This is a genomic window from Ruminococcus sp. AM31-15AC (assembly GCF_003462045.1).
In the GTDB taxonomy this organism is placed as follows: Bacteria; Bacillota; Clostridia; order Oscillospirales; family Ruminococcaceae; genus Hominimerdicola; species Hominimerdicola aceti.
On sequence record NZ_QTYG01000015.1, the window covers coordinates 1 to 25666 of the forward strand.

Here is a 25666-nt window from a genome sequence, read left to right on the forward strand (position 1 = left end):
AAAAAGTTTTTTGACTTCCGATTTTTTCGTGTTTTCTAATGTGCTGTCTTAAATCAGCTTATCTATTATATCATATTAGCTAAGCTTTGTCAAGACTTTTCTTTGTGAACTTTTTATGAGGTTCTTTTTGAGCTACTCCTCAGGTCTCTTATGTTCTCCCGAACCTTTTACCTTCGTTTCGCTTCTTCCTTTATCGCTCTCTCTCGAGGCGACTTGTTTATTTTATCACTTTTATGCCTTTTTGTCAACCCCTTTTTTCGCTTTCTGCTTTTTTTACACTTTATTTCCCTTTTCTTATCTCTTTTTGTCCATTTTGCTTTGCTCCTTTGTTCTTTTGATACAAAAAGTGACAGCTGTGCGTCGCTCAGTTGTCACTTTGCTAGGAGTTTCCTCTATTTTGTGTTAATGATTTACTCGGTATGGCTCCGCCATTCCTCACTCCTCATTCCTCATTAATCTTACCGTTTCCGCCATTAATTCTGCCGCTTTCTGCTTTTTCTCCAATGTCACTGCAAAATATGGCTTATCTCCGTCAAAGAAACGTATCCTATTCTTATAAGCTCCATACAACGCTTGTATCTGCTCCACCTCTGCGGTTTTCACAAAGAACAGCACCTTATCCCCTCTTTGTGTTATTTCCTTTATGCCAAGCTTTGAAGCAGTATTTCTCGTAAGTGCAACGTTCACAAGTCCAAGCACCGATTTCGGTGGGTCGCCGTATCTATCTATAAGCTCGTCGATAACGTCCCTGGAATCCTCCTCATTGCCTATGGAAGCTATCTTCCTATAGCAATCTATCCTCTGTGACAGATTTTCTATATAATGGTCAGGTATAAATGCGTCTATGGATATATCCACCAAACAATCCTCAGGTGACGGCGGCAGAGCCTCTCCCTTTTGTTCAGCTATAGCCTCATTTAGAAGTCGCAGATACATATCATATCCCACCGCCTCCATATGTCCATGCTGTTTTCCGCTGAGTATAGAGCCTGCACCTCTTATTTCAAGGTCACGCAACGCTATCCTGAAGCCTGAGCCGAACTGTGTGAACTCTCTTATTGCATCAAGCCTTTTTGCCGCTACCTCCGTGAGTACCTTGCCACGTCTGAAAGTGAAGTACGCAAAAGCACGGCGGTTTGATCTTCCCACACGTCCACGGAGCTGATAAAGCTGTGAAAGTCCCAATCTGTCAGCGTCCTCTATTATAAGTGTATTTACATTCGGCACGTCAACACCCGTTTCGATTATTGTGGTGCAGACCAGTATATCTATTTCTCTGTCGCAAAGCTGCCGCCATATTTCCGACAGCTCCTCCTCGGGCATTTGTCCGTGTGCGAACGCTATCCTTGCGTCAGGGAGCATTTCCTGAAGCTTATTTGCGGTCATCATGATAGTTTCCACCCTGTTGTGGATATAATACACCTGACCGCCACGTCGCAGCTCCTTGCTTATGGCCTGCGCTATAACGCCCATATTATGCTCTATAACATAGGTCTGAACAGGGTGTCTGTCCATAGGCGGCTCCTCTATGACAGACATATCTCTGATACCGCTCATTGCCATGTTAAGAGTTCTTGGTATCGGGGTAGCGGAAAGTGTAAGCACATCAACGCCCTTGAAAGTTTCCTTGAACTTTTCCTTATGGGCAACACCAAAACGCTGTTCCTCGTCTATGATAACAAGACCCAAGTCCTTGAACTTAACGTCTTTCTGCACCAATCTGTGCGTGCCTATGATAAGGTCGATAGTGCCACGGTTAAGCTCTCTTATTATCTGCTGTTGCTCCTTTGGTTTTCTAAATCTCGACAAAAGCTCCACCTTCACCGGGAAATGCTCAAATCTTTTTATCGCCGTCTGATAATGCTGCCATGCAAGAACAGTTGTTGGCACAAGTATAGCCACCTGCTTGTTATCGAGCATACACTTGAACGCCGCACGGAGAGCCACCTCCGTTTTGCCGAAGCCCACATCTCCGCAGAGAAGTCTGTCCATTGGGGACGGCTTTTCCATATCTGACTTTATCTCCTGTATAGATCTTAACTGATCGTCGGTTTCCTGATAGTCGAAACGCTCCTCAAAATCCGCCTGCCAATCGTTGTCAGGGGAAAAAGCAAAACCCTTTGCCATTTGTCTTTGAGCATAAAGCTTTGTAAGCTCCTCCGCCATATCCTTTACGGCAGACTTTACCTTGTTTCGTGTCTTTGTCCACTCCATAGAGTTGAGCTTATTGAGCTTCACTGCCCCGTCATCTCTAGGACCTATATATCTTGACACAAGGTCAAGCTGAGTAACAGGCACATAAAGCACGTCCGTACCTGCATATTTTATGGTGATATAATCCTTTGTTACACCGTTCGTTTCTATATTTTTTATTCCTGAAAACCTGCCTATGCCGTACATAGCGTGAACAACAAGGTCGCCTGTCTGTATATCCGAAAGGCTTTTTATCTCTTCTCCTGCTTTGTGACGGGATTTACGCTTCTTTGCACTCATGGCTTTCATCTGAGTGATAGCCGCACAGCCTATGTCAGGATAATCAAAGCCACCTGACAGACAGCCCGTGCGCAGGTATACTTTACCCTTTATTATCTCGCTGTCCTCAGTGAGGATCTCCGCAGAGATGCCAGCATCATTAAGGTCTTTATTTATAATAGGAAGCGTCTTTTCCGAGCCTGCCAGCACAACAGTGCAATACCCCTGAGAGCAGAGATTTTTCAGCTCTTCTTCAAGGTTTATGATATTACCGCCCCAAGCCGCCGTTTGTCGGCAGTCGGTATTGATAAGCTTTTTGAACTTCACGCCGTTGTTAGAGCGCATAAAGCTGTCAAGAAACACCGACTTCATTTGTGTTATTTTTAGTTCCGCTTGTGGTATATCAAGATAAAAGCCCTCCAGCTTTCTGAAAAGTATGCCGTCCTCATAAAGAAGCTTCATATCCTCTGAAAGCTGAGCAAGAGCCGCCTTGCCCTTTTCGATACAGTTGGTATACTCCGACACAAGGCAAACACCGCTCTCAAAGTAATCAAACACTGTTGTGAGCTTGTCATAGCACACAGTATAATACTTATCAAGATTTGTGAGGGTGATACCGCTCTGAGCCGTTTCTATATCCCTTGAAATATTCGTTCTTATCTTATCGGTACGGTTTCCACGGACAGACTTGGACAAGGCTTCAAGCTTTGTCACAAGGTCATCAGTGTCAGGGAAAATTATCTCCAGTGCAGGGAACACCGTCATCTCGTCTATTGGGTCGGTACGTCTTTGGCTTTCGGGGTCAAAATATGATATAGAGTCAACCTCGTCGCCCCAAAGCTCTATTCTCACAGGGCGAGACTCCTGCACAGGGAAAATATCGGCGATAGAGCCTCTCACAGAAAACTGCGCCTGACCCTCCACCTGATCTGTTCTTGTATAACCGCCTGCAAGAAGCTTGCTTGTAAGCTCCTCAAGGCTCAGTTCGCCCCCTGTTTTTATCTCAAAGGAAAACTCTTTCAGCTTATCCTGCGGAATAGTTCCCTGCAAGCAAGCTTCCATACTTGCGGCGATTATCTTGCATTTGCCCTGAGTGATGAGAGAAAGAGCCTCCAGTCTTTTGTGCTCATATTCTCTTGAAACGCCCTCCATGTATGCAAAGTTCAGGTCCTTTGCAGGAAAAACGCAGGCAAGCTGTTCTCCTGCCATTTCGTTTATATCCCCTGTCATTCTAATGGCTGACGCCTCGTCGTCGCATATAACAAGGCAAGGGGAAAGCCTGCTTAGAGCCATTGCGGTCTGAGCCTTGTGTATATTTGAAACGCCCGTGACCGCACAAGGGGTAAACCCTTTGAGCAGGCAGTTTTTCACATCTTTATAAAAGCCAAGACGGCTCGCCATTTCATAAAAAATATTCATCTTGCTGTTCTCCGAAAAAATATGCTTAATTGAACTTGTTCATAGCCTCGTTTATCTTGCCCTGCACCATAAGCTCCACAGCCTCGCAGGTGTTTTTATCCACATCAGAAAGCTTTTTCATTTCCTCGTCAGTGAATCTTGAAAGCACCCAGTCAGCCAAGTTGTAATCAGGGTGAGGCTTTTTGCCCACGCCTATTTTTACCCTTGGGAAATCCTGACCGCCACACAGTGCGATAATGCTTTTTATGCCATTGTGACCGCCAGCCGAACCGTTTCTGCGTATCCTCATTTTGCCCACGTCAAGTGAAATATCGTCATAGACCACGACAACATTTTCAAGCGGTATATCATAAAAGTCCATAGCGTCGCTGACAGCCTCACCGCTATTGTTCATGAAAGTTTCAGGCTTCATGACAAGACAGCTTTTTCCGCCTATAACGGCACGTCCCACAAGAGCCTTGAACTTATGCGTATTCACCGAAAAGCCGTATTTCTTTTCCATAGCCGCCACCGCAAGAAATCCTGCGTTATGGCGAGTATTCTCATAAGCCACGCCGGGATTTCCAAGACCCACGATAATATACTCAGGCTTGCCCATAGCCGTTTCCCTCTCGGCAGACAATTTCTTCAATTTCTCGAATATATCCATTGTAAATTCTCCTATCTTTTATAATATGTCAGCCCCGACAGCTTATTCTATCCACGCACAATAACCCCGTCTTTATGCAAGACGGGGTATAAACAAAAGCCGACATTTTACTGTCGGCTTTATTATAGCATATTTTTTTCAGGATTGCAAGGGAGAATTGCTTATATCTTTATTTAGCTGTCTTTTCTTTATAAAAAGCCATATTGAACCTACAATTATTATAACTGGAATAATATAATAACAATAATGTGCAACGCCCCAAACATAATTTTCATTCTGCACAACGTGTCTTGCACTAAGATCCCAATTAAAAATACCAACGGTTATCACCGTAAAAATCGTTGATATTATGATACCTATAGGCTTTTTTCGAATAACTTTTATTACCGCTATCAAAGAAAATAAGCCTATAGCAGCAATTAGACCTGCATAGATCCAACCAGCATACTCATTTTTCCAAAAGTTTTCCCCGACAGCAACGTATATTCTCGCATAATCAACAAGGCTTACATTTTTTACATCTGCACAAGTCAAGCTAAGACCTTTATATACTTCTGTATCAGCAAACCTATCGAGCCTTTCAGCATATTCGTCAGTAGCTGTAGTAAAAGGCAATACAAGCAACAAAAACATCATTATTGTGCCTATCAAAGTTATAACATATGGTATAAACAGTTTGTTTTTTTCTTTCATAATAAACCCTCATTTTTTCCTTCCGAATTTTTTATGATATTGATTGTGATACTTCAAGTAATTTCTTTGATATTTTTGCAGACGCATCAATATAATACGCTGTTTCTGCATCGTTCATTTCTTCTGATTCAAGTTTACTGAACTTTTCCATTGTTTCAGAATATTTTTTCATATAATCCGTGTAATCATTAAGCATAGATATAGCGTCATTAGAATTATTGTATTTTTTCATAAATTCAGCATACTCATCAAAAAATTCAACATAACTATCAATGGCTTCCTTGAACTCAGGTCTTATTAAATCTGTTTTTTCAGACTTACCATCCTTTTCCTCATCAGACCCAATTTTCAAATCATTCTTATCATCTGTTGCCTTGCTGTCAATATCATCTTCTGATTTGGAAATTATACTGTTGTCAAAACTATCTGTAATATTTTCATCTGCAAAATACGAATTATTTGAACTCTCAGAATTATTCTTGTTATCATCTTTGTCTGTAATTAGAACTATCAAAGCCGCTAAGATAGCCAACCCAATAATGATAATTATAATGCCTCCACAGCCAATGCCTTTTTTCTCTTTTTTTCTCATGATTATTATACCTCCGCTCTTTTAAGACCATTCGGTTTTAATATGTATAGCATAGCACAAAAATATGGTAAAGTCAATAGTACCAATAGGTACTAAAATCACTTTCTACAATTTATACAAAAAGCAAGGAGAATTTTTATGTATTTCCAGAGATTAAGGGATCTAAGAGAAGATAGCGACATGAACCAAACGCAGATAGCCGAAATTCTTTTTACAAGTCAGACAGTGTATTCAAGATATGAACGTGGAGCAAGAACTATCCCCGTAGAACACCTCCTTATCCTAGCGGACTTCTATGGCGTATCCACCGATTATATCCTCGGCAGGACAAACAACAAAAAGCTAAACAAATAAAAGACCCTGCCTTACAAAAGACAGGGTCTTGCTTATATTTGGGTATATTACTTCTCCTCAGACTTGCCGTGGATAGCCTCGAACTTTTCTGTTCTCGCCTTGAGCTTCTTCTCAGCGTAGCCCTCTTTGATAGTCTCTCTGCCACGCTCGATAGCAAGTGCGTTGTCAGGGATATCAGTTGTGATAGTAGAGCCTGCCGCTGTGTATGCGCCCTTGCCGACTCTTACAGGTGCAACAAGGTTTGTGTTACAGCCGATGAAAGCATTGTCCTCGATAACAGTTCTGAACTTCTTGTCGCCGTTGTAGTTTACTGTTACAACGCCACAGCCGAAGTTTACATTTGAGCCGACGTCAGAATCGCCGATGTATGTAAGATGTGCCACCGCTGTGTATTCGCCGATAGTTGAGTTCTTTATCTCCACAAAGTCGCCTATCTTCGCACCCTTCTTGATGTGTGAATTAGGTCTGAGCTGAACATAAGGTCCTATCTTAACGTCGTCCTCGATAACAGACTCGTAAGCCTGAACGTTGTTGAGGTTTACGCCGTTTCCTACAGTTGTGTTCTCTATTATGCAGTTGTTGCCGATATTGCAGTTCTCACCGATAGTGGTGTTTCCTCTAAGTATAACTCCGCTGTGTATCTTTGTTCCATGACCGATAGTAACATTGTTTCCGATAGAAACACCGTCTGTGCAGCAGAACTCGATACCCTCGTCAAGCCACTTTCCTATTATCTCATATCTTGCGATATCATTGAGTGCAAGCAGACCACGTCTGTCATTTGCACCAAGCGCAACATGAGGGTTAGCCGAAATAAATGCGTCAGCCTTTTTGCCCTTTGCAATAAGCAGTTCGATGCAGTCTGTAAGATAATACTCGCCCTGAGCGTTCTCTGGCTTGATGTCGAAAAGAACTTCCAGCAGATCAGCCGTCTTGAACCAGTAACAGCCTGAGTTTATCTCAGTGATAGCAAGCTGCATAGGTGTGCAGTCCTTGTGCTCAACTATTCCTGAAATGCCATTCTCAGTACGGATTATTCTGCCGTAGCCTGTAGGGTTCTCAACTCTTGATGTAACAACAGTTACGCCGCAGTCCTTTTCAGTATGAAGCTCCAGCGCACCTTTGATAGTTTCTGCATCGATAAAAGGAGCGTCGCCGTAGAGTATAAGTGTGTTTCCCTCAGCGTGAGCCTTAAGAAAATCAGCCGCCTGCATAACAGCATGACCTGTGCCAAGTCGCTCTTCCTGCATAACAGTGCAGATTTTAGACTTTGACTTTCTCGCTGCAAGATAATCCTCTATCTGCTGACCCTCGTAGCCTTTTACAACGCAGATATCGTCAAGCTCTGCATTCTCGCAGGCTGTCAGCACCCACTCCAGCATAGGCTCGCCGATAACATTGCACAAAGCCTTTGGCATATTGGTCTTCATTCTCTTGCCCTGTCCGCCGGCAAGAATAATAACATTGTTCTCCATAATACAAATTCCTTTCAGATACGTCCCCACAAAATAAGACTTGGCACTTTCGCACCATTTCCTTATTATTATAATACGGTTGGGATAAAAAGTCAACAGTTGGTTCATATTTTATCGCAATTTATTCTTTTGCTTGACAACATATTGCGACACTGCTATAATAAAATGTGTAGTTATCATGTTAATATATTGCAGTTTTTTTCTGCTTCAGATATGGGGGAAAAATATATGCAGAAACAATTCTATCCTATTATAGGAACTGAAAAAGCTCTGCCATTTTATATCATCGGCATAGGCGTGAGCTGCTGGCAGTTTCCTGTCAGCAGACCGGAGGGCTATGATTATCCTCAGCTTTTTGTCTGTCTTGAGGGCGAGGGTGAGGTAACGGTAGACGGCAAGACCGTAAAAATAATGCCTGACAGCATTTTCTATATACCACCGCACTGTCCCCACGAATATAGAGCCACGACTCATTCATGGTATCTTGACTGGGTGTGCTTTGACGGCAAACAGGCTCTCGAACTGCTGAAAGAATGGGATCTTAACAAATTTCATGTTTTCTTAAACTGTGGTGCAGATCGTATGCACAAGCTTTTTGACAGCGCATATTACACCATAAAAAGCGACAAGGCATACGGCAACTATTATGCCTCCGCACAGCTTTACGATATGCTTCTTGAATACCGCAAGCTTTCAGACGATAAGTTCCCATACAAGAGCCGTGTAAATTCCGAAGCCGTCGCAAAGGTCATGAAATATACCGAGGAGAATTATTCAAAGCCTATAAAGCTCGCAGATATGGCGGCTGTGGCAGGGGTATCAGAACAGCACCTTTGCAGACTTTTCAAGAAAAATTTCAGCATAAGACCAATGGAATATTTAAACACAGTGCGCATAAGCCACGCAAAGGAGCTTCTTACCTACTCATCAAAGACAGTTGCGGAGATAGCTTCGGAAACAGGCTTCAGCGACAGCTCGTATTTTTATGTTGTATTCAAAAAGCACGAGAACATCTCTCCGGCGGAATACAGAAAGATAAAGGCATAAGGTGGCAATAAATATGGAACAAAAATATATCTATTCCTTTTCTCAGATAGAGGATAAGGTCAAAGCTTTGCATGAAACCAATACTGAGGCTGCAGCAGCCGTTGCCCTTTCGTGGCTGGGCTGAGCCGTGATGAGCTTAAAACACTCAGGGTATCAGACTACAACAGCACAATGCGAATGCTCCACTCTGCAGGTAGAGTGGTGTACGTCCGTGAAGATCTTATAGCAGATATGCTTAAAGCTATATGCGAGGAGGCTCCTGAATACAGCATGGGCTTTTTCATAACAGACGTGAACTCTGCATACGAAGCCGCAGAAAAGCAGGAGCTTTCCCCTATCAGCGTGCTTAAAATGAGATACTTCTACGAAAAGCACAGCGCAAAGCTTTCAGGAGAGCCTGAGGACAGAGTATTTCTCAAAGAGATACTGCGCTCAGTTGGCGAAAGCGAAGCTGATATGGAAAAGCAATTCGCCGAATACGAAAAGGACGCACCTGAAAAAATATAGGGCATTAAATAAATTAGATACTGTAAAATCACATCATAAAAACGGGCGAACGCTGTTCGCCCCTACGATTTGCGTAAATACGCTGTTTATATGTAGGGGCGACCTGAGGTCGCCCGTTGATTTTTTATACACCAAAAAAAAAGAGCAAAACCGAAGTTCTGCTCTTTTGTAAACTATTCTGTTAGTCTATCAAATCACCAAATTAGATAGAAGAATGGCTCTTTACATAGTCAACAACAGCATCAACAGTTGTGTAAGCAAGACCTACGCAAGTGTCAGCACAGCCGTAGTAAATAGCAATTCTGCCTGTGTCAGCGTCGCAAAGTGTTGCGCATGGGAATGTTACGTTCTGAACATCGCCTACGCACTCATAGATCTCTCTTGGGTTGATGAGATACTCGCCGCATCTGTACTTAACCTTCCATGGCTGCTCCTTGTCAAGGATGCAAGCTGAGAAGCTGTATACAAAGCCGTTGCAAGACTCAAGAACACCATGATAGAAGCAGAGCCAGCCCTCGTCTGTCTCTATTGGAATAGGACCTGCACCGATCTTCTTGGACTCCCAGCCCTTGAGAGGACCCATAACGTGTCTGTGCTCGCCCCAATACTTCATGTCAGGTGACTGTGAAATGTACATATCACCGAATGGTGTGTGACCTGAGTCAGAAGGTCTTGAGAACATTACATACTTGCCGTCGATCTTTCTTGGGAAGAGTACGCCGTTTCTGTTGAATGGGAGGAATGCGTTCTCGCACTGATAGAATGTCTTGAAATCATATGTATAGCCTACGCCGATAGTTGGCTTCCAGCCGTATGCGTTACACCATGTTACCCAATATCTGTCTTCGATGAAGCATACTCTTGGGTCATAGCCGTAGCCCCACTGATTTACTTCTTCTGTAGACTTTTCAGCCTGCTCGAACATGATCCTTGTAGGGTTGATGTTCCAGTGAATACCGTCCTCAGAGAAACCAGCATGGAGAGCCATGTTTCTTTCCTTATCGTCAACACGGAATACGCCTGCGAACTTGCCCTCGAAAGGAACTACCGCACTGTTGAAGATAGAGTTTGATGTAGGAAGAAGATTTCTAGGAATGATAGGGTTTCTGTTATCTCTCCAGATCACTTCATTGCAGTCAGCCGGCTTATCCTGCCAAGGCATATTTGGGATAGCCTGTCCGTTGATTACTTTAACGCTCATGTTAAAATCCACCTTTCATAATATAAAAAATACTGAGCTGACCGTCAGGTCATGCCCTTGTTTTTATTCTTCCCCCGAATAGAAATGCGAAACTTTTCCCGCTTATTCAAGGCGATATCATTCGGCTTACCTTACCGGTAAAATGCCGCTGTTATTATTAAAACACACTTTCAGAAAAATTTCAAGCCCCTATTTTTGCTGAAAACGTTTAGAATTTGAATGTAAACGTATTCTTCTTAAATTTAACATTTTATTAACACTTTGCTTGTTTCATATTTTTGCATCGCGATAAAAAACTGCGGTTTTCTGTATCTGCAGGCTCAGTTAGTTCTAACAAAACAAAAAAACGGATCATCAGCAAGCGTTTTGAATGTAAATTATAAAAGTTGCCCATAATGGTCATATTAGCATAAGCATATTCGTGCAAGTTTCTGATTTTTTGCAGGAATGATAAAAAGCACTTGCAAAAACAGTGAAAAGGGTATACAATATAAATAAGGGTATCAGATACGTTCGGCAGAGTGCGGCGAAAGTCGGGATTTGCCGAATTGTTCTGTATAGTAGTGTACTATAATTTATAATTTACAAGTGGAGGACATTGATATGAAACTAACAGAAATGTCTGCAGAGGAACTGGCAGCATTCAAGGCGGAAGTCCAGAAAGAATATGACGATTTCAAGGCTCAGGGATTGTCGCTGAACATGGCAAGAGGAAAGCCGTCTGCCGAACAGCTCAATCTGACAGAGGGTCTGCTCACAGCAGTAAAGAGCAATGAAGATTGCTTCGCTGAGGACGGCACAGATTGCAGAAACTACGGCGGTCTTGACGGTCTGCCTGAAGCAAAGGCACTTTTTGCTCCTATGCTTGGCGTAACGCCTGACGAACTTATCATTTGCGGAAACTCAAGCCTTAACATCATGTATGACACTATCGCAAAGTTCATGCTTTTCGGCACAGGCGACGGTGAAAAGCCTTGGAAGGATACAAAAGTCAAGTGGCTCTGCCCTGTTCCGGGATATGACAGACATTTTCTTATAACAGAAAAAATGGGCTTTGAGCTTGTAAACATTCCAATGGACAAAAACGGTCCTGACATGGATATGGTAGAAAAGCTCGTTGCCGAGGACGATACTATCAAGGGTATATGGTGTGTTCCAATGTATGCTAACCCTACAGGCACAACATACTCTGACGAAGTAGTAAAGCGTCTTGCAGCCATGAAGACAAAGGCTAAGGATTTCAAGATATTCTGGGATAACGCATATTGTATCCACCACCTTTCTGATACGCCTGACACACTTCTCAACATTCTTGACGAGTGTGAAAAGGCAGGCAACCCTGACAGAGTTATATGCTCGCATCAACATCAAAGGTAACATTCCCTGGTGCAGGCGTTGCAATGATAGCTTCCTCTGAAAAGAACATCAAGTACCTCAAATCTATGATGACAGTTCAGACTATCGGCTATGACAAGATAAATCAGCTCCGCCATGTTAAGTTCTTCGGCACATACGAGAATCTTATGGAGCATATGAAGAAGCACAGAGCTATAATCAAGCCTAAGTTCAAGATAGTTCTTGACACTCTCGAAAAGGAGATAGCACCTCTGGGAATCGGAAGCTGGGAGAAGCCAAACGGCGGTTACTTTATAAGCTTCAACGCTCTTAACGGCTGTGCAAAGAGAATTTGTCAGCTTTGCAAAGAGGCAGGCGTAGTCCTCACAGGTGCAGGTGCAACATACCCTTACGGAAAGGATCCTGACGATTCAAACATCAGAATTGCTCCTACATTCCCGCCTGAGAACGAGCTTAAAATTGCAGCCGACGTGTTTGCTACAGCAGTTAAGCTTGCAAGTGCAGAAAAGCTTCTTGCAGAATAATTCAACTAAGTCAAGATAACAATACTCTCTATATAAAAAAAGCGATGACCTTGCAAAAGGCTCATCGCTTTTTTTGTTTGCCTATAAAGCACAAGCGGTATGGCAGCACCATTGCACCGGCACATATCTTCTTTGCTTTCATACTTGATAACCTCCGAATTAGCTTAATTTTATTAAGTAAATTAATTTGTCTTCAACGACAATATTAAGTATACAGCCTAAATAAAATTAAGTCAATATCTTTTTAGAAATTAATATCTTTTTAATCTCAACTTTGTAAACAAACATAAACTTTAAGACCTGAATTTTAGCAATATGCACAAAAAAGTGGCGACAGTCTTAACAAAGACTGTCGCCAAGATCAAACAACCGACACAACCAACGGGGTCATGTCGCAAACAATAGAAAATCATAGATTAGAAAGGTGCACTTAATAAGTACAGTTATATTATAACTTAAAATTACTCATTTGTCAATAGCAAAATAAAAAAAGATCAGCAACCGCCATGCTGATCCTTTTGTTATATTCGCTAATAAAACACCTATATTCTCTTTACAGAGTCCTTTATAACGAGGTCGCCCTCGATAGTTATTATCCTTGGCTTGCCGTCAGGTTCTTCCATTCTATCCATAAGTGTCATTACCGCAAGGTCTGCCATATAATCTGCATCAACGTTTATAGTCGTGATAGTCGGGTCTGAAACTTCAGAGATCAGATAGTTATCATATCCCACAATGGAAATATCCTCAGGCACGTTATATCCCATGCCACGGAGCTGTCTTATTGCACGGTAAGCCGCCTCGTCGCAGTTGCACACGAAAGCCGTTGGCATATCGTCCTCAGGGAAAGTCATAGTAATAAAATCACGCTTGTCACGGTCATCGATGCGCCACTTTTCGTTGACCTCATAGCCATGCTCTATCATAGCCTTTACATAGCCCATGTATCTGTCAAAAATACTCGTTGTGGCAAATTTATTTCCTATGTATCCTATCTTCTTGTGACCCATTTTTATAAGATATGAAGCAAGCTTGTAGCCTCCGCTGTAGCCATTTGTCACAACAGCGTCCAAGTCTAAGGACGGCACATAGTAATCAAGCAGTACAAGATCTTTCACATTGTCATTAAGAAGCTTTGCATAATTCTTTGAAAGCTGTCCCAGTGAAATAAGTGCTGAAACCTGCTTGTCCTCGATACAATGCGGGAGCATGAGCCTGTCCTCGTCCTCCTGATCGAGATTTTCCATTATGCAGTACATATTCTCTTTTTTGAGCCTTGTTACAAGAGCGTTATACAATGCCCAATAAAAAGAACCGTTAGGATTGATGAATTTTGATGGGATAAGCACACCGATAGTATTGCCTCTCCTGTTCTGAGTGCTTTTCACGCCCACATAACCCATTTCGTCAGCGACCTGCTTTATCTTCTCTCTGAGAGCGTCGCTGACTCCGCTTTTTCCTGCAAGGGCTTTTGACACAGTGACATTACTTGTGTCACAGGCTTTGGCTATATCTATAAGTGTAACTGCTTTCTTCAAAATTCTCACCGCTTTTTCTTCTTAATGAACTCTTTAAAATAAACTCTGATAACATTCTCATTCAATTATATCATTTTATGACATAAAGTCAATAGAATATCGCAAAATCTCACATTTAAACAAAAACGCAGATCAAAATCAGTTGATAATGCTCTCGACAGGGGCGTTATCCCTCTCTCTTTGCAGTCTTTTCCGCTCAATGAGTTTTCTTATTATAGTGCAGATGAGCAGAGCCGCTGATATGACAGCAACACCTATTATAGGATAAAATCTCCACATATATTCCTTATCCATATTCTGCAAAGACTGATCTACGGCCGAATTGCTCAGCTTGTCCTGTATCCTTTTTATAAGATATCCGCCCGCTTTAAGAAACGATATCATGCCCCCAAGGCTAAGTATAAAGGAAACGATATATTTTTTGAAAAATGCAAACAATATTCCTGCAAACATGACAACAACGCCTGCCGCCATTGCCCACAGCACCCACTTTGGCGGAACGGGCTCTATATACTTGCCCATGATGCCCACGATAGTTACACCGCCGTAGAAAAATCCCGAATACGCAAACGGCACTATCATAAGAAGCTTCAAAATAAGATAATAAACAGGCTCACCGTTCGGTTTTGTGCGTTTCGCCTTTTTCATCATCTTTTTCGCCGAGCGGCTCTGCCTTTCTCTGGCTTCCTCACGCTCTCTCTGTTCTTCAAGCTCCTCTTCTTTTCTGAGCCTGTCCTGCTTTTCTTTCTGTGCTTTAAGTCTGTCTTTTTTTGACATAATGTACCTCTTTTATGTATTAAAATATTATCGTATCATAGTGTTCTCATCAGATATTTTATTATATCATAGTATGCCACGAAATTCAACACATACAAATGAAATTTTCTTCCTTTGCACTGTTAAGAAGGCAGAATAAAATTGAAAAAGGCTTTCCAAGACAAATAATACTTATGCCGACGGCTGAATTAAATTTCTAGACAGGTCAACAATAAAAGCGAAAAGAAAAACAGAAAGGAACGTGAAAAAATGTCGTCATTTTTCAAAAAAACAGCCTGCGTCACAGGGATAATACTGCTGGGGCTGTTTGGTCTTATAGGATTTTATTCCACAACGCTCCCCGATTTCTACCTTGTTTCAAAGGGCAGCGAGCTTAGCGTGAACTCCTTTTTCACCATATCCTCAAAGCCCTGCGAAAGCAAGGTGACAGTGGCGGTGTCAGGCGGTTCGTCAGGAGCGTCACGATACACAAAAAATATGCTCATGCTTTTTGGGGCAGTGCCAGTCAAGGAGGTTGAATCAAAGACAATGGAAAGACCAATGCTTTATCCTTGCGGACAGCCATTCGGCATAAAGCTTCTCACAGAGGGCGTAATGGTAGTCGATCTGCAAAAGGTGGATTCTTCAAGCCCTGCCAAAGATTGCGGTATAAGAGAGGGCGATGTTATAGTATCTATCGACGGAGAAAAAGTCAAAAGCAACGCAGACGTTGCAAAGATAATAAGAAGCTCAAACGGTGAAGCCTGCTCAGTGCGCATAAAGCGTGGAAGCAACGACCTGACCTTCAAGCTCTGCCCACGCCTTGAGAGCGGAAGCTATAGAGCAGGAATGTGGGTGCGTGACTCCTCCGCAGGCATAGGCACTCTCACATTCTATGACCCTGAAAACGGAACTTTCGGAGGTCTTGGTCACCCCGTATGCGACGCAGACACAAAAGAACCCCTCCCCCTCTCCGCAGGCACAGTTGGCGAAATAAACCTCACAGGCTTCAACAAGTCACGCTCAGGCTGTCCGGGACAGCTCTTAGGCGAGTTTGCAAACTCCGCCTCCACAGGTGATATCCTGAAAAACTGCGAGAGCGGTGTGTTCGGCACACTGAATGCAAACCCTTGCCCAAATGCAAAAGAGTTTCCTCTCGGCTTCCGTCAGGAGATACACCCCGCAAAGCCAAAATACTCTCCTCTATTGACAATGATGGGCCAAAAGAGTACGAAATTTCTATCGAGCAGATAAATCTCTCAGATTCTGCCGAGCATGACCTTGTTATCAAAATAACTGACAAGACGCTTCTTGAAAAAACAGGGGGCATTTTGCAGGGCATGAGCGGCTCGCCTATCATTCAGGACGGAAGACTCGTGGGCGCAGTGACCCATGTTTTTATCGAGGACACCGCCAAAGGCTACGGTATCTTCGCTGACGAAATGTATTCAAAGACCTCAGAGCTTGCCGAAAGCACCATAGAAAACGCAGGTTAGCGACCTTTGCCGACCGCTGTCGATTTATGAAAAGGCTTTGCATAGAGAAAAATATCATCTACAGTCGAACAATGCTTAATTATTTTGTTTTGGCATATTCACGCACTGATATTTGTACACTTTGCATTAATAAGTCGATAATTTGTTGACGATTTTTCTAAAAAACTATTGCATTTAACAAATAAATGTGTTATCATTTATCTTGTGAAAGGGAGTTAAAACAAACGCTCTCAAACAAAAATGACAGATTATACGACGGAGGAAATGACAATGACAAACAAGATCAAAATTCTTATTGGCGACGATTCGGCACAGTACGGGGTAGCGTGCGCTTCCTCACTGAGAGCAATGGGCTTTTTCGTGATAACACGTCCCAAAGACGGACTTACTATCTATGACGCTATCAAAAACGAACAGCCGGACGTTGTTATCGCAGACGCAGTGATGCCGAGCCTTGACGCAATCGAGCTTATCAGAAAGATACAGAACTCGTCCTATCAAAAACCGCTTTTTATAATCACAAGCGCCTATGAGAACTCATTTATAGAAACACAGGTCATGAACGCAGGAGCATCATATTTCATGCTCAAACCATTTGACATAAAGATACTTGGCGAGAGGATAAAGTCCATGCTGGATATCGACACCGATATATCCTCCGACTCAAGCTATACGAAAAACAAACAGAGCATAAACCTTGAGATAATCGTCACAGACATAATCCATCAGATAGGCGTCCCTGCCCACATCAAGGGCTATCACTATCTCAGGGAAGCTATCATACAGTCCGTGAACGATAAGGAAATGCTTGAAAGCGTTACAAAGCTATTATATCCTGCGGTGGCAAAAAAATTCGCAACTACGCCCTCCAGAGTGGAAAGAGCCATACGCCATGCCATTGAGATAGCATGGGACAGAGGAGATATCGACACCCTCAACAGCTTCTTCGGCTACACAATAAACACAGGCAAGGGCAAGCCCACAAACAGCGAATTTATCGCACTTATCGCAGACAAAATAAGCCTTAAATTCAAGACCACCATGGCGGTCTAGGGGTCATAAGTCATATATGCAAAAAGAGCAGAACGCATTTTCACGTTCTGCTCTTTTGTTACTTGTTGATAAATGTAGGGGCGAACAGTGTTCGTCCGTCTTTGTTCGCCTGCTAAATTTGCAATAAGACAAACTTTTTCGCTTTGGGTGTGACGTTGCATTTCCGAACACAGGCGACCTCAGGTCGCCCCTACACACAAAATACGAAAAAGAGGGCGAAAATGATCCGCCCTCTGCATTGTCATATTATCACAGCTTTATCTCTTCGCTGTTCTTTTCATCCTTACTGTTGTCATGCTCTATCCTGTCACGGTGAGTTTCAAGAGGAGCCGAATCCTTTACGCCCTCTGTGGCTTCCGGTATAAAGCAGGTCTTTACCGTCATAAAGAATATTTTAAGATCAAGCATAAGCGACTGATGCTCTATGTACATAAGGTCAAGCTTCAGTTTGTCATAAGGCGTAGTGTTATACTTTCCCATTACCTGCGCATAGCCCGTAAGTCCAGCCTTGACTTTCAGCCTGTATTTGAACTCAGGCATTGTTTTTTCATACTTCTGCGCGATCTCAGGTCGCTCAGGTCTAGGTCCTACAAACGACATATCGCCCTTTAGTATGTTTATAAGCTGCGGCAGCTCGTCTATCCTTACTTTTCTTATAAACTTTCCTATAGGAGTGATACGGCTGTCATTTTTCTTTGCAAGGGTCGCACCGCTTTTCTTTTCAGCGTCAACTATCATGCTTCTGAACTTGTATACCTTGAACACCCTGCCCCCTGTTGTGAGCCTTTTCTGAGAATAAAGCACAGGACCGCCATCATAAGCCTTTATTGCAATAGCCGTCACTAGCATAAACGGCGAAGCAATAACAAGCGCTGCTGCTGACAACAAAATATCGAGCGTTCTCTTTACCGCACGCTGTTCCCAGCGCAAGCCGTCATTTCTCGCCAGCAAAAGCGGCGTATCGAAAAGGTGGAAATCCTCCGCACCCCTTACGATAATATCTGACAGCTTAGGGTTTATATAAGTCCTGATAGAATTTTCAAAAGTAAATTTCAAAAGCTTGTTTCTCAGGTCATTTGGAATATCTGAGATTATAACAGCCTCGTGTTTTAATATCTCACGCTCGATATCCTCAAGGCTCTCCTCACAGCTTATAGAAGCGCATATCCTGTATTTGTCATTTCTCACGCTCATTTTTGAAACAAGGTACTTAGCGTTCTTGTTTCCATAAACGATTATCATTCGCCGTGGAGGGTATACCGCCTGATATATCCAAGTGAAAACATAGCTCCACGCAAAGGCTATGGCCACCTGAATTACCGTCATAACAAGTATTGGCGCTATGTTGAGCCTGCCTCGTCCGATAAGAGAAACGAGTATAAATTCTATAAAATTCGCACCCAACAAGCCCAGCACCTGCGAGCCAAAAAGCCCCGTGAACTTATCATATCCAAGACGGAAGCCGTTAAAGGTCTTTGCCATGGATATATAGAGCACCGCATAGATAGCCACCATAAGAATGTTACCATTATGCCAGAACGGGTCACGCATCGCCTTGTTGTAAAAGTTGTTCCAAACGGTGTCGAAGCACTTCATAAAGGCACAGATTATAACAAGTGCGCTGAGATAGTTAAGTATCTTTTTGAACTGATCTCTGTTATTCAACAAAAAACCGCCTTTCTCTGCTGTTTTTGTTATCTGCTCAATGAGTAAAGTATAGCATACTTTTCGCCAATAATCAAGCATTACACACAATTTTCACCGACTGCCACCTTTTTTAGCCTGATTTTTCAAGATAATACCTGCATCTCCGCCCGATATAGTTTTAAACTATGACAGACCATAGAATAAAAATTATTGATTTACTAGGAATTTTGTGTTATAATATACTTTACAGAAAAATAAAAAAATATATTTTTATATAGATAACAGAAAAGAGGAAAATAAATGAAGACCTGCGAGCTTTTCAAGAAAAAGACAACATTATCATTTGAGGTATTCCCACCAAAGAGTTCAACACCTGTTGAGAGCATATACAGCACCATATCACAGCTCCAGCCACTTAACCCTGATTTTATCAGCGTAACATACGGAGCAGGCGGAAGCACGAACAATGCGACTATCGACATATGCTCGGCTATAAAAAATCACCACAAGATAGAGTCAGTGGCACATCTGCCATGCCTTTATCAGACAAAGGAGCGAGTATTAGAGCAGCTTGAAGAGATGAAGTCTGCGAATATTGAGAACATACTTGCTTTGAGAGGTGACAGAAACCCTGATTTTGAGCCGGCAGGTGATTTTCACTACGCTTCCGACCTTGTATCTTTCATAAAAGAGCACAGCGACATGAACGTAATAGGCGCATGCTATCCTGAATGTCATCCGGAGTGCGACAGCATAGTAGATGATATAAAGCACCTGAAGGATAAAGTAGATGCAGGCTGTTCACAGCTTATCACCCAGCTTTTCTTTGACAACAGCACATTTTACGATTTCAGAGAAAAAACAGCCATAGCAGGTATAAACGTGCCTATCGAAGCAGGAATAATGCCTGTGACCAACAAAAAGCAGATACTTAGAATGACAACTCTTTGTCATGCGACCCTGCCGAAGAAGTTTCTAAAGATAATGGACAAATACGAGAACGACCCAATAGCAATGAGAGATGCAGGCATAGCCTATGCGGTATCGCAGATAGTAGATCTCATCGCCAATGATGTAGACGGCATACACCTTTACACCATGAACAATCCATATATAGCAGAGAAGATATGTGAAGCGGTGAAGTCGCTTTTCTGATTTACACAAACGCAAGCAGGCGGAGAATTGATCTCCGCCTGCTTTTTTGTTTTCCGCACAGACCAACTGTAGGGGCGAACAGTGTTCGCCCGTTTCATTTTTTCACGATCCTACTGATTATTACATTGTATAAACACTGCACCCAAATGTAGGGGACGGCGCCCCGACGTACCCACATCGAAGCGTTAAGGTTTGATTTATCATAAAGCCGTGTAGGCAAACAAAAGCGGGTCAGAGCTTTACACTCCGACACCGCTTTATTATAGCTTATTATTCATATCTCAAAGCGTCGATAGGATTGAGCTTCGCCGCCTTTATGGACGGAATAAGTCCAAATACTATTCCAACTACCATTGAAAATACCACCGACACTACTATTGACGCCGAGGATATCGCCACAGGCACTTCCGCTACCTTCGCTATTACCTGTGAAAGCCCTATACCTGTCAGCACGCCGATTATTCCGCCTATGCTCGTAAGCACTGCCGCTTCTGTCAAAAACTGTGCAAGAATTCTCTTTTTCCTTGCTCCCAGTGCTTTTTTCAGTCCTATCTCTCTCGTTCTCTCTGTTACCGACACGAGCATAATGTTCATTACACCTATACCGCCTACCAGCAGTGAGATGCTAGCTATCCATATAAGCATCTTATTAGTGGATGAACTCAGATCCTGCAATGACTTCGCCTGCTCCAGCAGGCTATCGCTCTTGTATTCCACAGAAGCGCTGGTTTCCTCACTTCCGCCCTTTACAGCCGAAACGTTTTCGTTAAGGATATCCGCCGACTTTTTGCCCGCATTCGTCATCGAGTCCGTGTCCACAGCCTTTACGATACAGTTTTCTGGTTCGTCATAGCGGAAAACTATCCCCCAATCGTTTGTGGGGATAAAGATAAGTCCGCTTGATGTCTGATTGTATGTGTAGTAGTCCTCCACGGAGCTTATAACAGGCTCAAAGCTTGAATTTTTCACAGCCACGCCTATTACAGTGAACGGCTCGCCACTTATGTCTATTACCTTTCCCACAGGGCTTTCACCCTGAAAAAGACCCTCTGCAAGCGTCTTGTCTACCACCGCCACCTTGTCAAATTTGGTAAAGTTTCTCTCCGCAAAGCCCTTTCCCTCAACTATCTCGTATCCAACAGTGTCAAAATAATCCTTGTCTACTCCGTATATAGTTGACGAATCCATTTTGTTGTTAAGATAAAACAGATTGTCAGGATTGTTTCTTGTGCGGTAAAAAGTGCTTGACTCCACCTCTTTAAGCTCGTTGATACGTTTTTTAGTGTCCGATGTGAACATTGCCACATTAGACGGTGGTGCTTCATAAGAAAAGTCGCAAACAGTGTCGCCATTTGAAAGCTGGATCTTCACAGTGTTGTTTCCTGCGCCGATAAGATTGTTCTTTATCTGCTCATTTGTACCCTTGATAGTGGAAACTATAGCAATGATAGCCGCAATACCGATAATGATACCAAGCATAGTAAGAAACGAGCGTATCTTATGTGAAAGTATTCCCTTAAATGAAAGTCTGATATTTTCTATCATATTATCCGCCCCCTTTTAATACTCAGGATAAAGGACTTTGTCGGTCTCCTTTGTCCTTACGCCCTCTTTGACGTCCTTGCCGTATGGGAAGCATATCTTATCTTTCATAGAAAGTCCGCCCTTGACCTCGATATTAGTGCCATACATTATCTTGCCTGTTTTTATGTAGCTTTTCACAAGTCTGCCGTCCTTGTTGGCTTTCATTATATAGTAGTTTCCGTTTTCCTGCCTTACATAATGTATAGGCAGATAAACGCTGTCACTGGTCGTGGTGTCATTCACAAATGAAACGCCTACCCAGTCGCCCACGTTGAAATCCGTGCTGTCGCTGAGCTTAGCTTCTACAGTGTAGGTGGAGCTGTTAGGATTGTCACCCCAGTTGTTTGCCGAGTATGACGTAGGCTCGCTGCTTATCTTTGTTATCTCAGCGTCAATGCTCATTCCCGTGTTGTATGAGTTCACCATAACAGTGTTTCCCACAGCCGCTCTGTCAAGATTAAGCTCGCCCACACTAAAAGTAACGGAAACTCCGCCCTCGCCCTCGATTATAGCGAAAGCGTCATCATCTGAGCTGTCACCGCTGTAGTCCATGCTGCTGTCCATAATGTCCACATCGTCCTTGCCGTCAACATCGTCCGAATTATTGTCCTCTGCGGCAGCGTCGCCTACAGTGCCTATCTTTTTAACGACTCCGTCGATATTAGCCACTACCTTGCCGTCTGTCTTTTTCTTCAAAGCGTCATTGTAGTCAAGCTTTGCAGACTTAAGGTTAAGCTTTAAGCTCTTTATCTCGTCCTCTTTTTCTGATATCATTTTCTTTATCTCTGCACGGCTGTACATATAGTCCTCAGAGCCTGAATTTGTATCGTCCGTCTGTGACGGGTCAGCAGGAGTGACATCTATGCCGGCATCATTATCATCATAATCACCGTCATCAGGTATATCCGCATCACCGCCATTGTCGGTATCATCAGTATCATCGCTATCGTCAGCACTGTCATCACTGCTGTCTGAGCCTACAGGCACAACGATAGAGAACTTGCCGAACTGCTCCACAGAAGTGTCAAGAGAAAGCGTACCGCTTTCCTTGTCCTCAGTTATCCCCTGTGAAACTGTCCAGTCTGCAAGAGCCTTTTTGCCCATTGTTTCACGGTTGACTATCCACTTGTATATAAAGTTTGAGTTATCATCATAAACGCAAAGCTCCGCATACGCCCCCGTTGTCTTTATCCTTTCAAGAAACGCTCTGGATACCTTTGTGTTAATGTTGCAGTTTATAATATAAGGATCGTCCTTTGTGCCTGCATTTTTCGTCTGGAAAACAGCCTTTACAACGTCCACAGTTTCCACAGGCTCAGGAGTTGGCTCAGGATCTGGAGTTGGCTCTGGTTCCGGTTCCGGCTCTGGTTCCGGCTCAGGCTCCGGATCGTCAGGCTCTTGCGGTGCGTCCTCAGAAGGCTTTAAAAGCTTGTATTTAGCAAGCTCCTTTTCAGCCATTTTGATGTTCTGCTCGCAGACCTTTACCTGATTTTCTTTCTGTGAAAGCTCCAGCTCAACCACCGTCATGTCATATTCAAGTATAGTGTCGCCCTTTTTCACAGTGTCGCCCTTTTTCACAAACACCTTTTTAACAAGCTTCTCGTTGTCAAGAGTAACTCTCTGAGTATTGGCAGAAACTATCTGCCCGTCCATGTTTACCGAGTTGTCCCACTCGTACATATCCGCAGTTTCCGCCATAAGGTCAACAGGAACTACCGCCACAACAGTTTTCTTGTCCTGATTTTTCTTATATTTCATTGCTCCCGCATATCCGCCTCCGCCGAGGATAGCTATGCACAGGAGTGTTATTATTACCTTTTTCATTCCTGCTCACCTGCCTTTTCTCCATGAAGCTCGCCGTCACGGATATACATTATCCTCTTTGCACATCTTGCAATGTCAGGCTCGTGTGTTATCATAACGATAGTAACACCGTCATCATTAAGCTCCTTGAAAAGCTCCATTACCTGATCGCCCGACTTTGTGTCAAGAGCGCCTGTGGGTTCGTCTGCAAGAAGAAGCTTTGGATTGTTGACTATCGCCCTTGCAATAGCCACCCTCTGCTTCTGACCGCCTGAAAGCTGAGTAGGCTTGAACATCATTCTCTGTGCAAGACCCACCTTTTCAAGAGCCGCCTTTGCTCTCTGACGTCTTTCTCTTTTGCCTACCCCCGCATAAAGCAGCGGAAGCTCCACATTTTCAAGTGCTGATTGTCTTGGGAGCAGATTAAAGTTCTGAAATACAAAACCTATCTTCTTGTTTCTTATCTCCGAAAGCTTCCTATCCTTTGCCTGCATAATGTCACAGCCGTCAAAAACAAAGCTTCCCTTTGTCTGCTTGTCAAGACAGCCTATAATGTTCATGAGCGTAGACTTTCCCGAACCTGACGGACCCATTATCGCCACATATTCCCCCTCTGAAACATCAAGGGAAATATCCTTAAGCACAGGCACAGCTTCCTTGCCCTGCAAATAATCCTTGTAGATATTTTTCAGTTCAAATACCATTGCAAGCCCTCCTTATTCAGCGAAAGCTGCGTCAGCATCAGCAGCGTCGGCATTCTCACCGTCTGCATTTTCTGCATTTTCCTCTTCACCGTAAAGCTTGTTGAAGTATTCTTCTATCTCCTCGTCCGTCATGCTTGCAAGCATATCCTCGTCTATAGCCATGCCGTCCTCATCACTTCCGTCAAAAGCGATGTCCTCGTCACCGCCCTCGTTATCAGCGTCACTGTCCGTGTTGTCGTTCGGGTCAAGGTCATTAGGCGGAACAGACACATCAGCCTCATTTGTGGTAGCCGTCATGCCCTCCTCGATAGATTTGTCAGGGTATGCGATAAAGTCGCCCTTTTCAAGACCTGACTTTATCTCGCAGTCACCGTTATCCTCGTCCTTCTGACCTATCTCAACATATCTCTTTTCTATCTTTCCGTCCTCGTTCTTAGCCCAAACGTAGTTCTTCTTGCCGTCCTTGCAGATAAAGTCGGAATAGAGCCAAATTCCTGTTTTGTTTATAGAGGTGTCCTGACCGTTATCAATCTCGATAAGAACGTGCTGACCGAGCATAAGCCCGTCAAAGCTCTCAGGCTTAACATAGAAAGCGTAGTTTGAAGACTGGCTCATCTCATCGCTTGAACCGTAGCTGTACATATCTTCACCAGAATTTTTCTGCGGACTTGTGTCAACAGAAGTTATCTCGCCCTTCCAAGTGGAATCATCAAGCCTTGACTTTACGATAACAGAAGCTCCCTGCATGATATCTTTGCTGTTCTGCTCGTTGAATCTGCCCTTTATTCTGTAGTCGCCCTCTTCTGTTATCTGCATTATAACGTCGCCGCCGTCCTCCTGAAGCTTGTCCACCGTCTTGACGTTCTTTACAGTTCCGTCGATAGAAGCGGTGACATATGCGTTCTTTGTGGAAGCCTCCAGCTTTTTGATCTCAACGTTTTTAGCCTTTATATCATATTCGTTCTTGGCATTGTCGCTCTGCAAAGAAAGGATCTGGGTCGTGTATGACACAGCAGCGTCCTGATCGGCGTTTTTCTTTTCCTTTTCAAGCTCAGCTATCTGATTCTTGTTTGAAGCTATCTCGTTCTGAAGCCTCTCCACCTCGAGCTTAGCCTGCTCAAGCTGAAGATTTATAGCCTCAACGTCATATGTAAGAAGCTTGTCACCCTTTTTAACAGAGTCACCGTTCTTAACAAGTATCTCGTCCACCGTCTTTGAGCTGTCATACTTTACGTCCACAGACTCCTGTGCCTCAACAACGCCCAAGAACGAGCGATTAGAAAGCTTGAAGTCCGACGCAGTGTTAAGTGACGATACCTTCTGCACATATACCTTCTGTGAGCTTTTTGAGCCTCCCTTGCCGGTCTTTTTCCATACGAGAAAACCTCCCACACACACTGCGCAAACGATAACAAGCACTATTATAACAGTGCATATCCTTTTTTTCGTGGTCATTGCAATACCTCCGTTTGTGATTTTTCCAAAACAGCATAAAAAGATCCGCCTGACAGCAGCCGGACGGATAAAACAGCCCCACCTTCCCCATAAGGTATAGCATGAGCGTATTATTCTTTGTTATCTTGCTGTCCTGTTGTCTTTTGTTCTTATCTGTTTTTATGTATACATTATACCATAAAAAGA

At 43.3% G+C, this 25666-nt stretch carries 18 protein-coding genes and 2 pseudogenes; 7 read left to right on the forward strand and 13 right to left on the reverse strand.

The genetic code is table 11. The features are described 5' to 3' along the window. Window positions 1-435: 435 nt before the first annotated feature. The 4 genes from mfd to DW793_RS06095 all read right to left on the reverse strand — a co-directional run bounded on the left by mfd (window position 436) and on the right by DW793_RS06095 (window position 5825). Window positions 436-3891, reverse strand: coding sequence for a transcription-repair coupling factor (gene mfd, locus DW793_RS06080; RefSeq protein WP_118157368.1), 3456 nt, complete (start codon window positions 3889-3891; stop codon window positions 436-438). A 25-nt stretch (window positions 3892-3916) separates the two neighbouring features. After that, on the reverse strand, window positions 3917-4540 hold the full coding sequence (gene pth / locus DW793_RS06085; protein WP_117865607.1) for an aminoacyl-tRNA hydrolase: 624 nt from the start codon (window positions 4538-4540) through the stop codon (window positions 3917-3919). Window positions 4541-4678: 138 nt separating this feature from the next. Then, window positions 4679-5233, reverse strand: a complete 555-nt coding sequence (locus tag DW793_RS06090) for a hypothetical protein (protein ID WP_118157369.1) — start codon at window positions 5231-5233, stop codon at window positions 4679-4681. 31 nt (window positions 5234-5264) lie between these two features. After that, window positions 5265-5825, reverse strand: a complete 561-nt coding sequence (locus DW793_RS06095; protein ID WP_117877205.1) for a DUF6591 domain-containing protein — start codon at window positions 5823-5825, stop codon at window positions 5265-5267. A gap of 138 nt (window positions 5826-5963) precedes the next feature. On the opposite strand from DW793_RS06095, the gene DW793_RS06100 reads away from it, so the two are divergent. Then, on the forward strand, window positions 5964-6179 hold the full coding sequence (locus DW793_RS06100) for a helix-turn-helix domain-containing protein (RefSeq protein ID WP_022288672.1): 216 nt from the start codon (window positions 5964-5966) through the stop codon (window positions 6177-6179). Between the two features lie 47 nt (window positions 6180-6226). On the opposite strand, the gene glmU is transcribed toward DW793_RS06100, so the two are convergent. After that, window positions 6227-7654, reverse strand: a complete 1428-nt coding sequence (gene glmU, locus DW793_RS06105; RefSeq protein ID WP_118157370.1) for a bifunctional UDP-N-acetylglucosamine diphosphorylase/glucosamine-1-phosphate N-acetyltransferase GlmU — start codon at window positions 7652-7654, stop codon at window positions 6227-6229. Window positions 7655-7882: 228 nt separating this feature from the next. Between glmU and DW793_RS06110 the strand changes: the two genes are divergently transcribed. Both DW793_RS06110 and DW793_RS06115 read left to right on the forward strand, forming a co-directional pair. Further along, on the forward strand, window positions 7883-8701 hold the full coding sequence (locus DW793_RS06110; RefSeq protein ID WP_181986755.1) for an AraC family transcriptional regulator: 819 nt from the start codon (window positions 7883-7885) through the stop codon (window positions 8699-8701). 111 nt (window positions 8702-8812) lie between these two features. Continuing rightward, entirely contained in the window at window positions 8813-9208 is a 396-nt protein-coding gene (locus tag DW793_RS06115) for a hypothetical protein (protein WP_147342170.1), read from the forward strand. Window positions 9209-9410: 202 nt separating this feature from the next. On the opposite strand, the gene DW793_RS06120 is transcribed toward DW793_RS06115, so the two are convergent. Next, entirely contained in the window at window positions 9411-10409 is a 999-nt protein-coding gene (locus DW793_RS06120) for a glycoside hydrolase family 130 protein (RefSeq protein ID WP_046440570.1), read from the reverse strand. A gap of 603 nt (window positions 10410-11012) precedes the next feature. Between DW793_RS06120 and DW793_RS06125 the strand changes: the two are divergent. Next, window positions 11013-12289 (forward strand): annotated as a pseudogene (locus DW793_RS06125) (aminotransferase class I/II-fold pyridoxal phosphate-dependent enzyme). A gap of 542 nt (window positions 12290-12831) precedes the next feature. Here DW793_RS06125 and DW793_RS06130 read toward each other — a convergent pair. Continuing rightward, window positions 12832-13827, reverse strand: a complete 996-nt coding sequence (locus DW793_RS06130) for a LacI family DNA-binding transcriptional regulator (protein WP_117877189.1) — start codon at window positions 13825-13827, stop codon at window positions 12832-12834. Between the two features lie 138 nt (window positions 13828-13965). Next, window positions 13966-14604 (reverse strand): hypothetical protein, encoded by a 639-nt coding sequence (locus DW793_RS06135; RefSeq protein ID WP_022288682.1) that lies wholly within the window; start codon window positions 14602-14604, stop codon window positions 13966-13968. Between the two features lie 594 nt (window positions 14605-15198). Between DW793_RS06135 and DW793_RS06140 the strand changes: the two are divergent. Both DW793_RS06140 and spo0A read left to right on the forward strand, forming a co-directional pair. Further along, window positions 15199-16079, forward strand: a pseudogene (locus DW793_RS06140) (SpoIVB peptidase S55 domain-containing protein). A 270-nt stretch (window positions 16080-16349) separates the two neighbouring features. Next, window positions 16350-17132 (forward strand): sporulation transcription factor Spo0A, encoded by a 783-nt coding sequence (gene spo0A / locus DW793_RS06145; RefSeq protein ID WP_022288684.1) that lies wholly within the window; start codon window positions 16350-16352, stop codon window positions 17130-17132. A gap of 249 nt (window positions 17133-17381) precedes the next feature. Here spo0A and DW793_RS06150 read toward each other — a convergent pair whose 3' ends face one another. Then, on the reverse strand, window positions 17382-18797 hold the full coding sequence (locus DW793_RS06150) for a sugar transferase (protein ID WP_118157386.1): 1416 nt from the start codon (window positions 18795-18797) through the stop codon (window positions 17382-17384). A 282-nt stretch (window positions 18798-19079) separates the two neighbouring features. Between DW793_RS06150 and metF the strand changes: the two genes are divergently transcribed. Beyond that, window positions 19080-19934, forward strand: coding sequence for a methylenetetrahydrofolate reductase [NAD(P)H] (gene metF / locus DW793_RS06155; RefSeq protein ID WP_022288686.1), 855 nt, complete (start codon window positions 19080-19082; stop codon window positions 19932-19934). A 270-nt stretch (window positions 19935-20204) separates the two neighbouring features. Here metF and DW793_RS06160 read toward each other — a convergent pair whose 3' ends face one another. Genes DW793_RS06160 through DW793_RS06175 form a run of 4 tightly spaced genes read right to left on the reverse strand, consistent with a single transcriptional unit; the run spans window position 20205 to window position 25480 of the window. Next, complete coding sequence (locus DW793_RS06160) at window positions 20205-21479, reverse strand: ABC transporter permease (RefSeq protein WP_118123850.1); 1275 nt, start codon at window positions 21477-21479, stop codon at window positions 20205-20207. Between the two features lie 15 nt (window positions 21480-21494). Then, on the reverse strand, window positions 21495-23342 hold the full coding sequence (locus tag DW793_RS06165) for a biotin/lipoyl-binding protein (protein ID WP_118157372.1): 1848 nt from the start codon (window positions 23340-23342) through the stop codon (window positions 21495-21497). Continuing rightward, a complete protein-coding gene (locus DW793_RS06170) occupies window positions 23339-24025 on the reverse strand; it encodes an ABC transporter ATP-binding protein (protein ID WP_117856805.1) in 687 nt (228 codons plus the stop codon). The genes DW793_RS06165 and DW793_RS06170 overlap by 4 nt, the downstream gene beginning before the upstream one ends. 12 nt (window positions 24026-24037) lie before the next feature. After that, window positions 24038-25480 carry an efflux RND transporter periplasmic adaptor subunit gene (locus tag DW793_RS06175; RefSeq protein WP_118157373.1) on the reverse strand — a complete coding sequence of 481 codons (1443 nt, stop codon included), beginning with the start codon at window positions 25478-25480 and terminating at the stop codon, window positions 24038-24040. Window positions 25481-25666 lie beyond the last annotated feature (186 nt).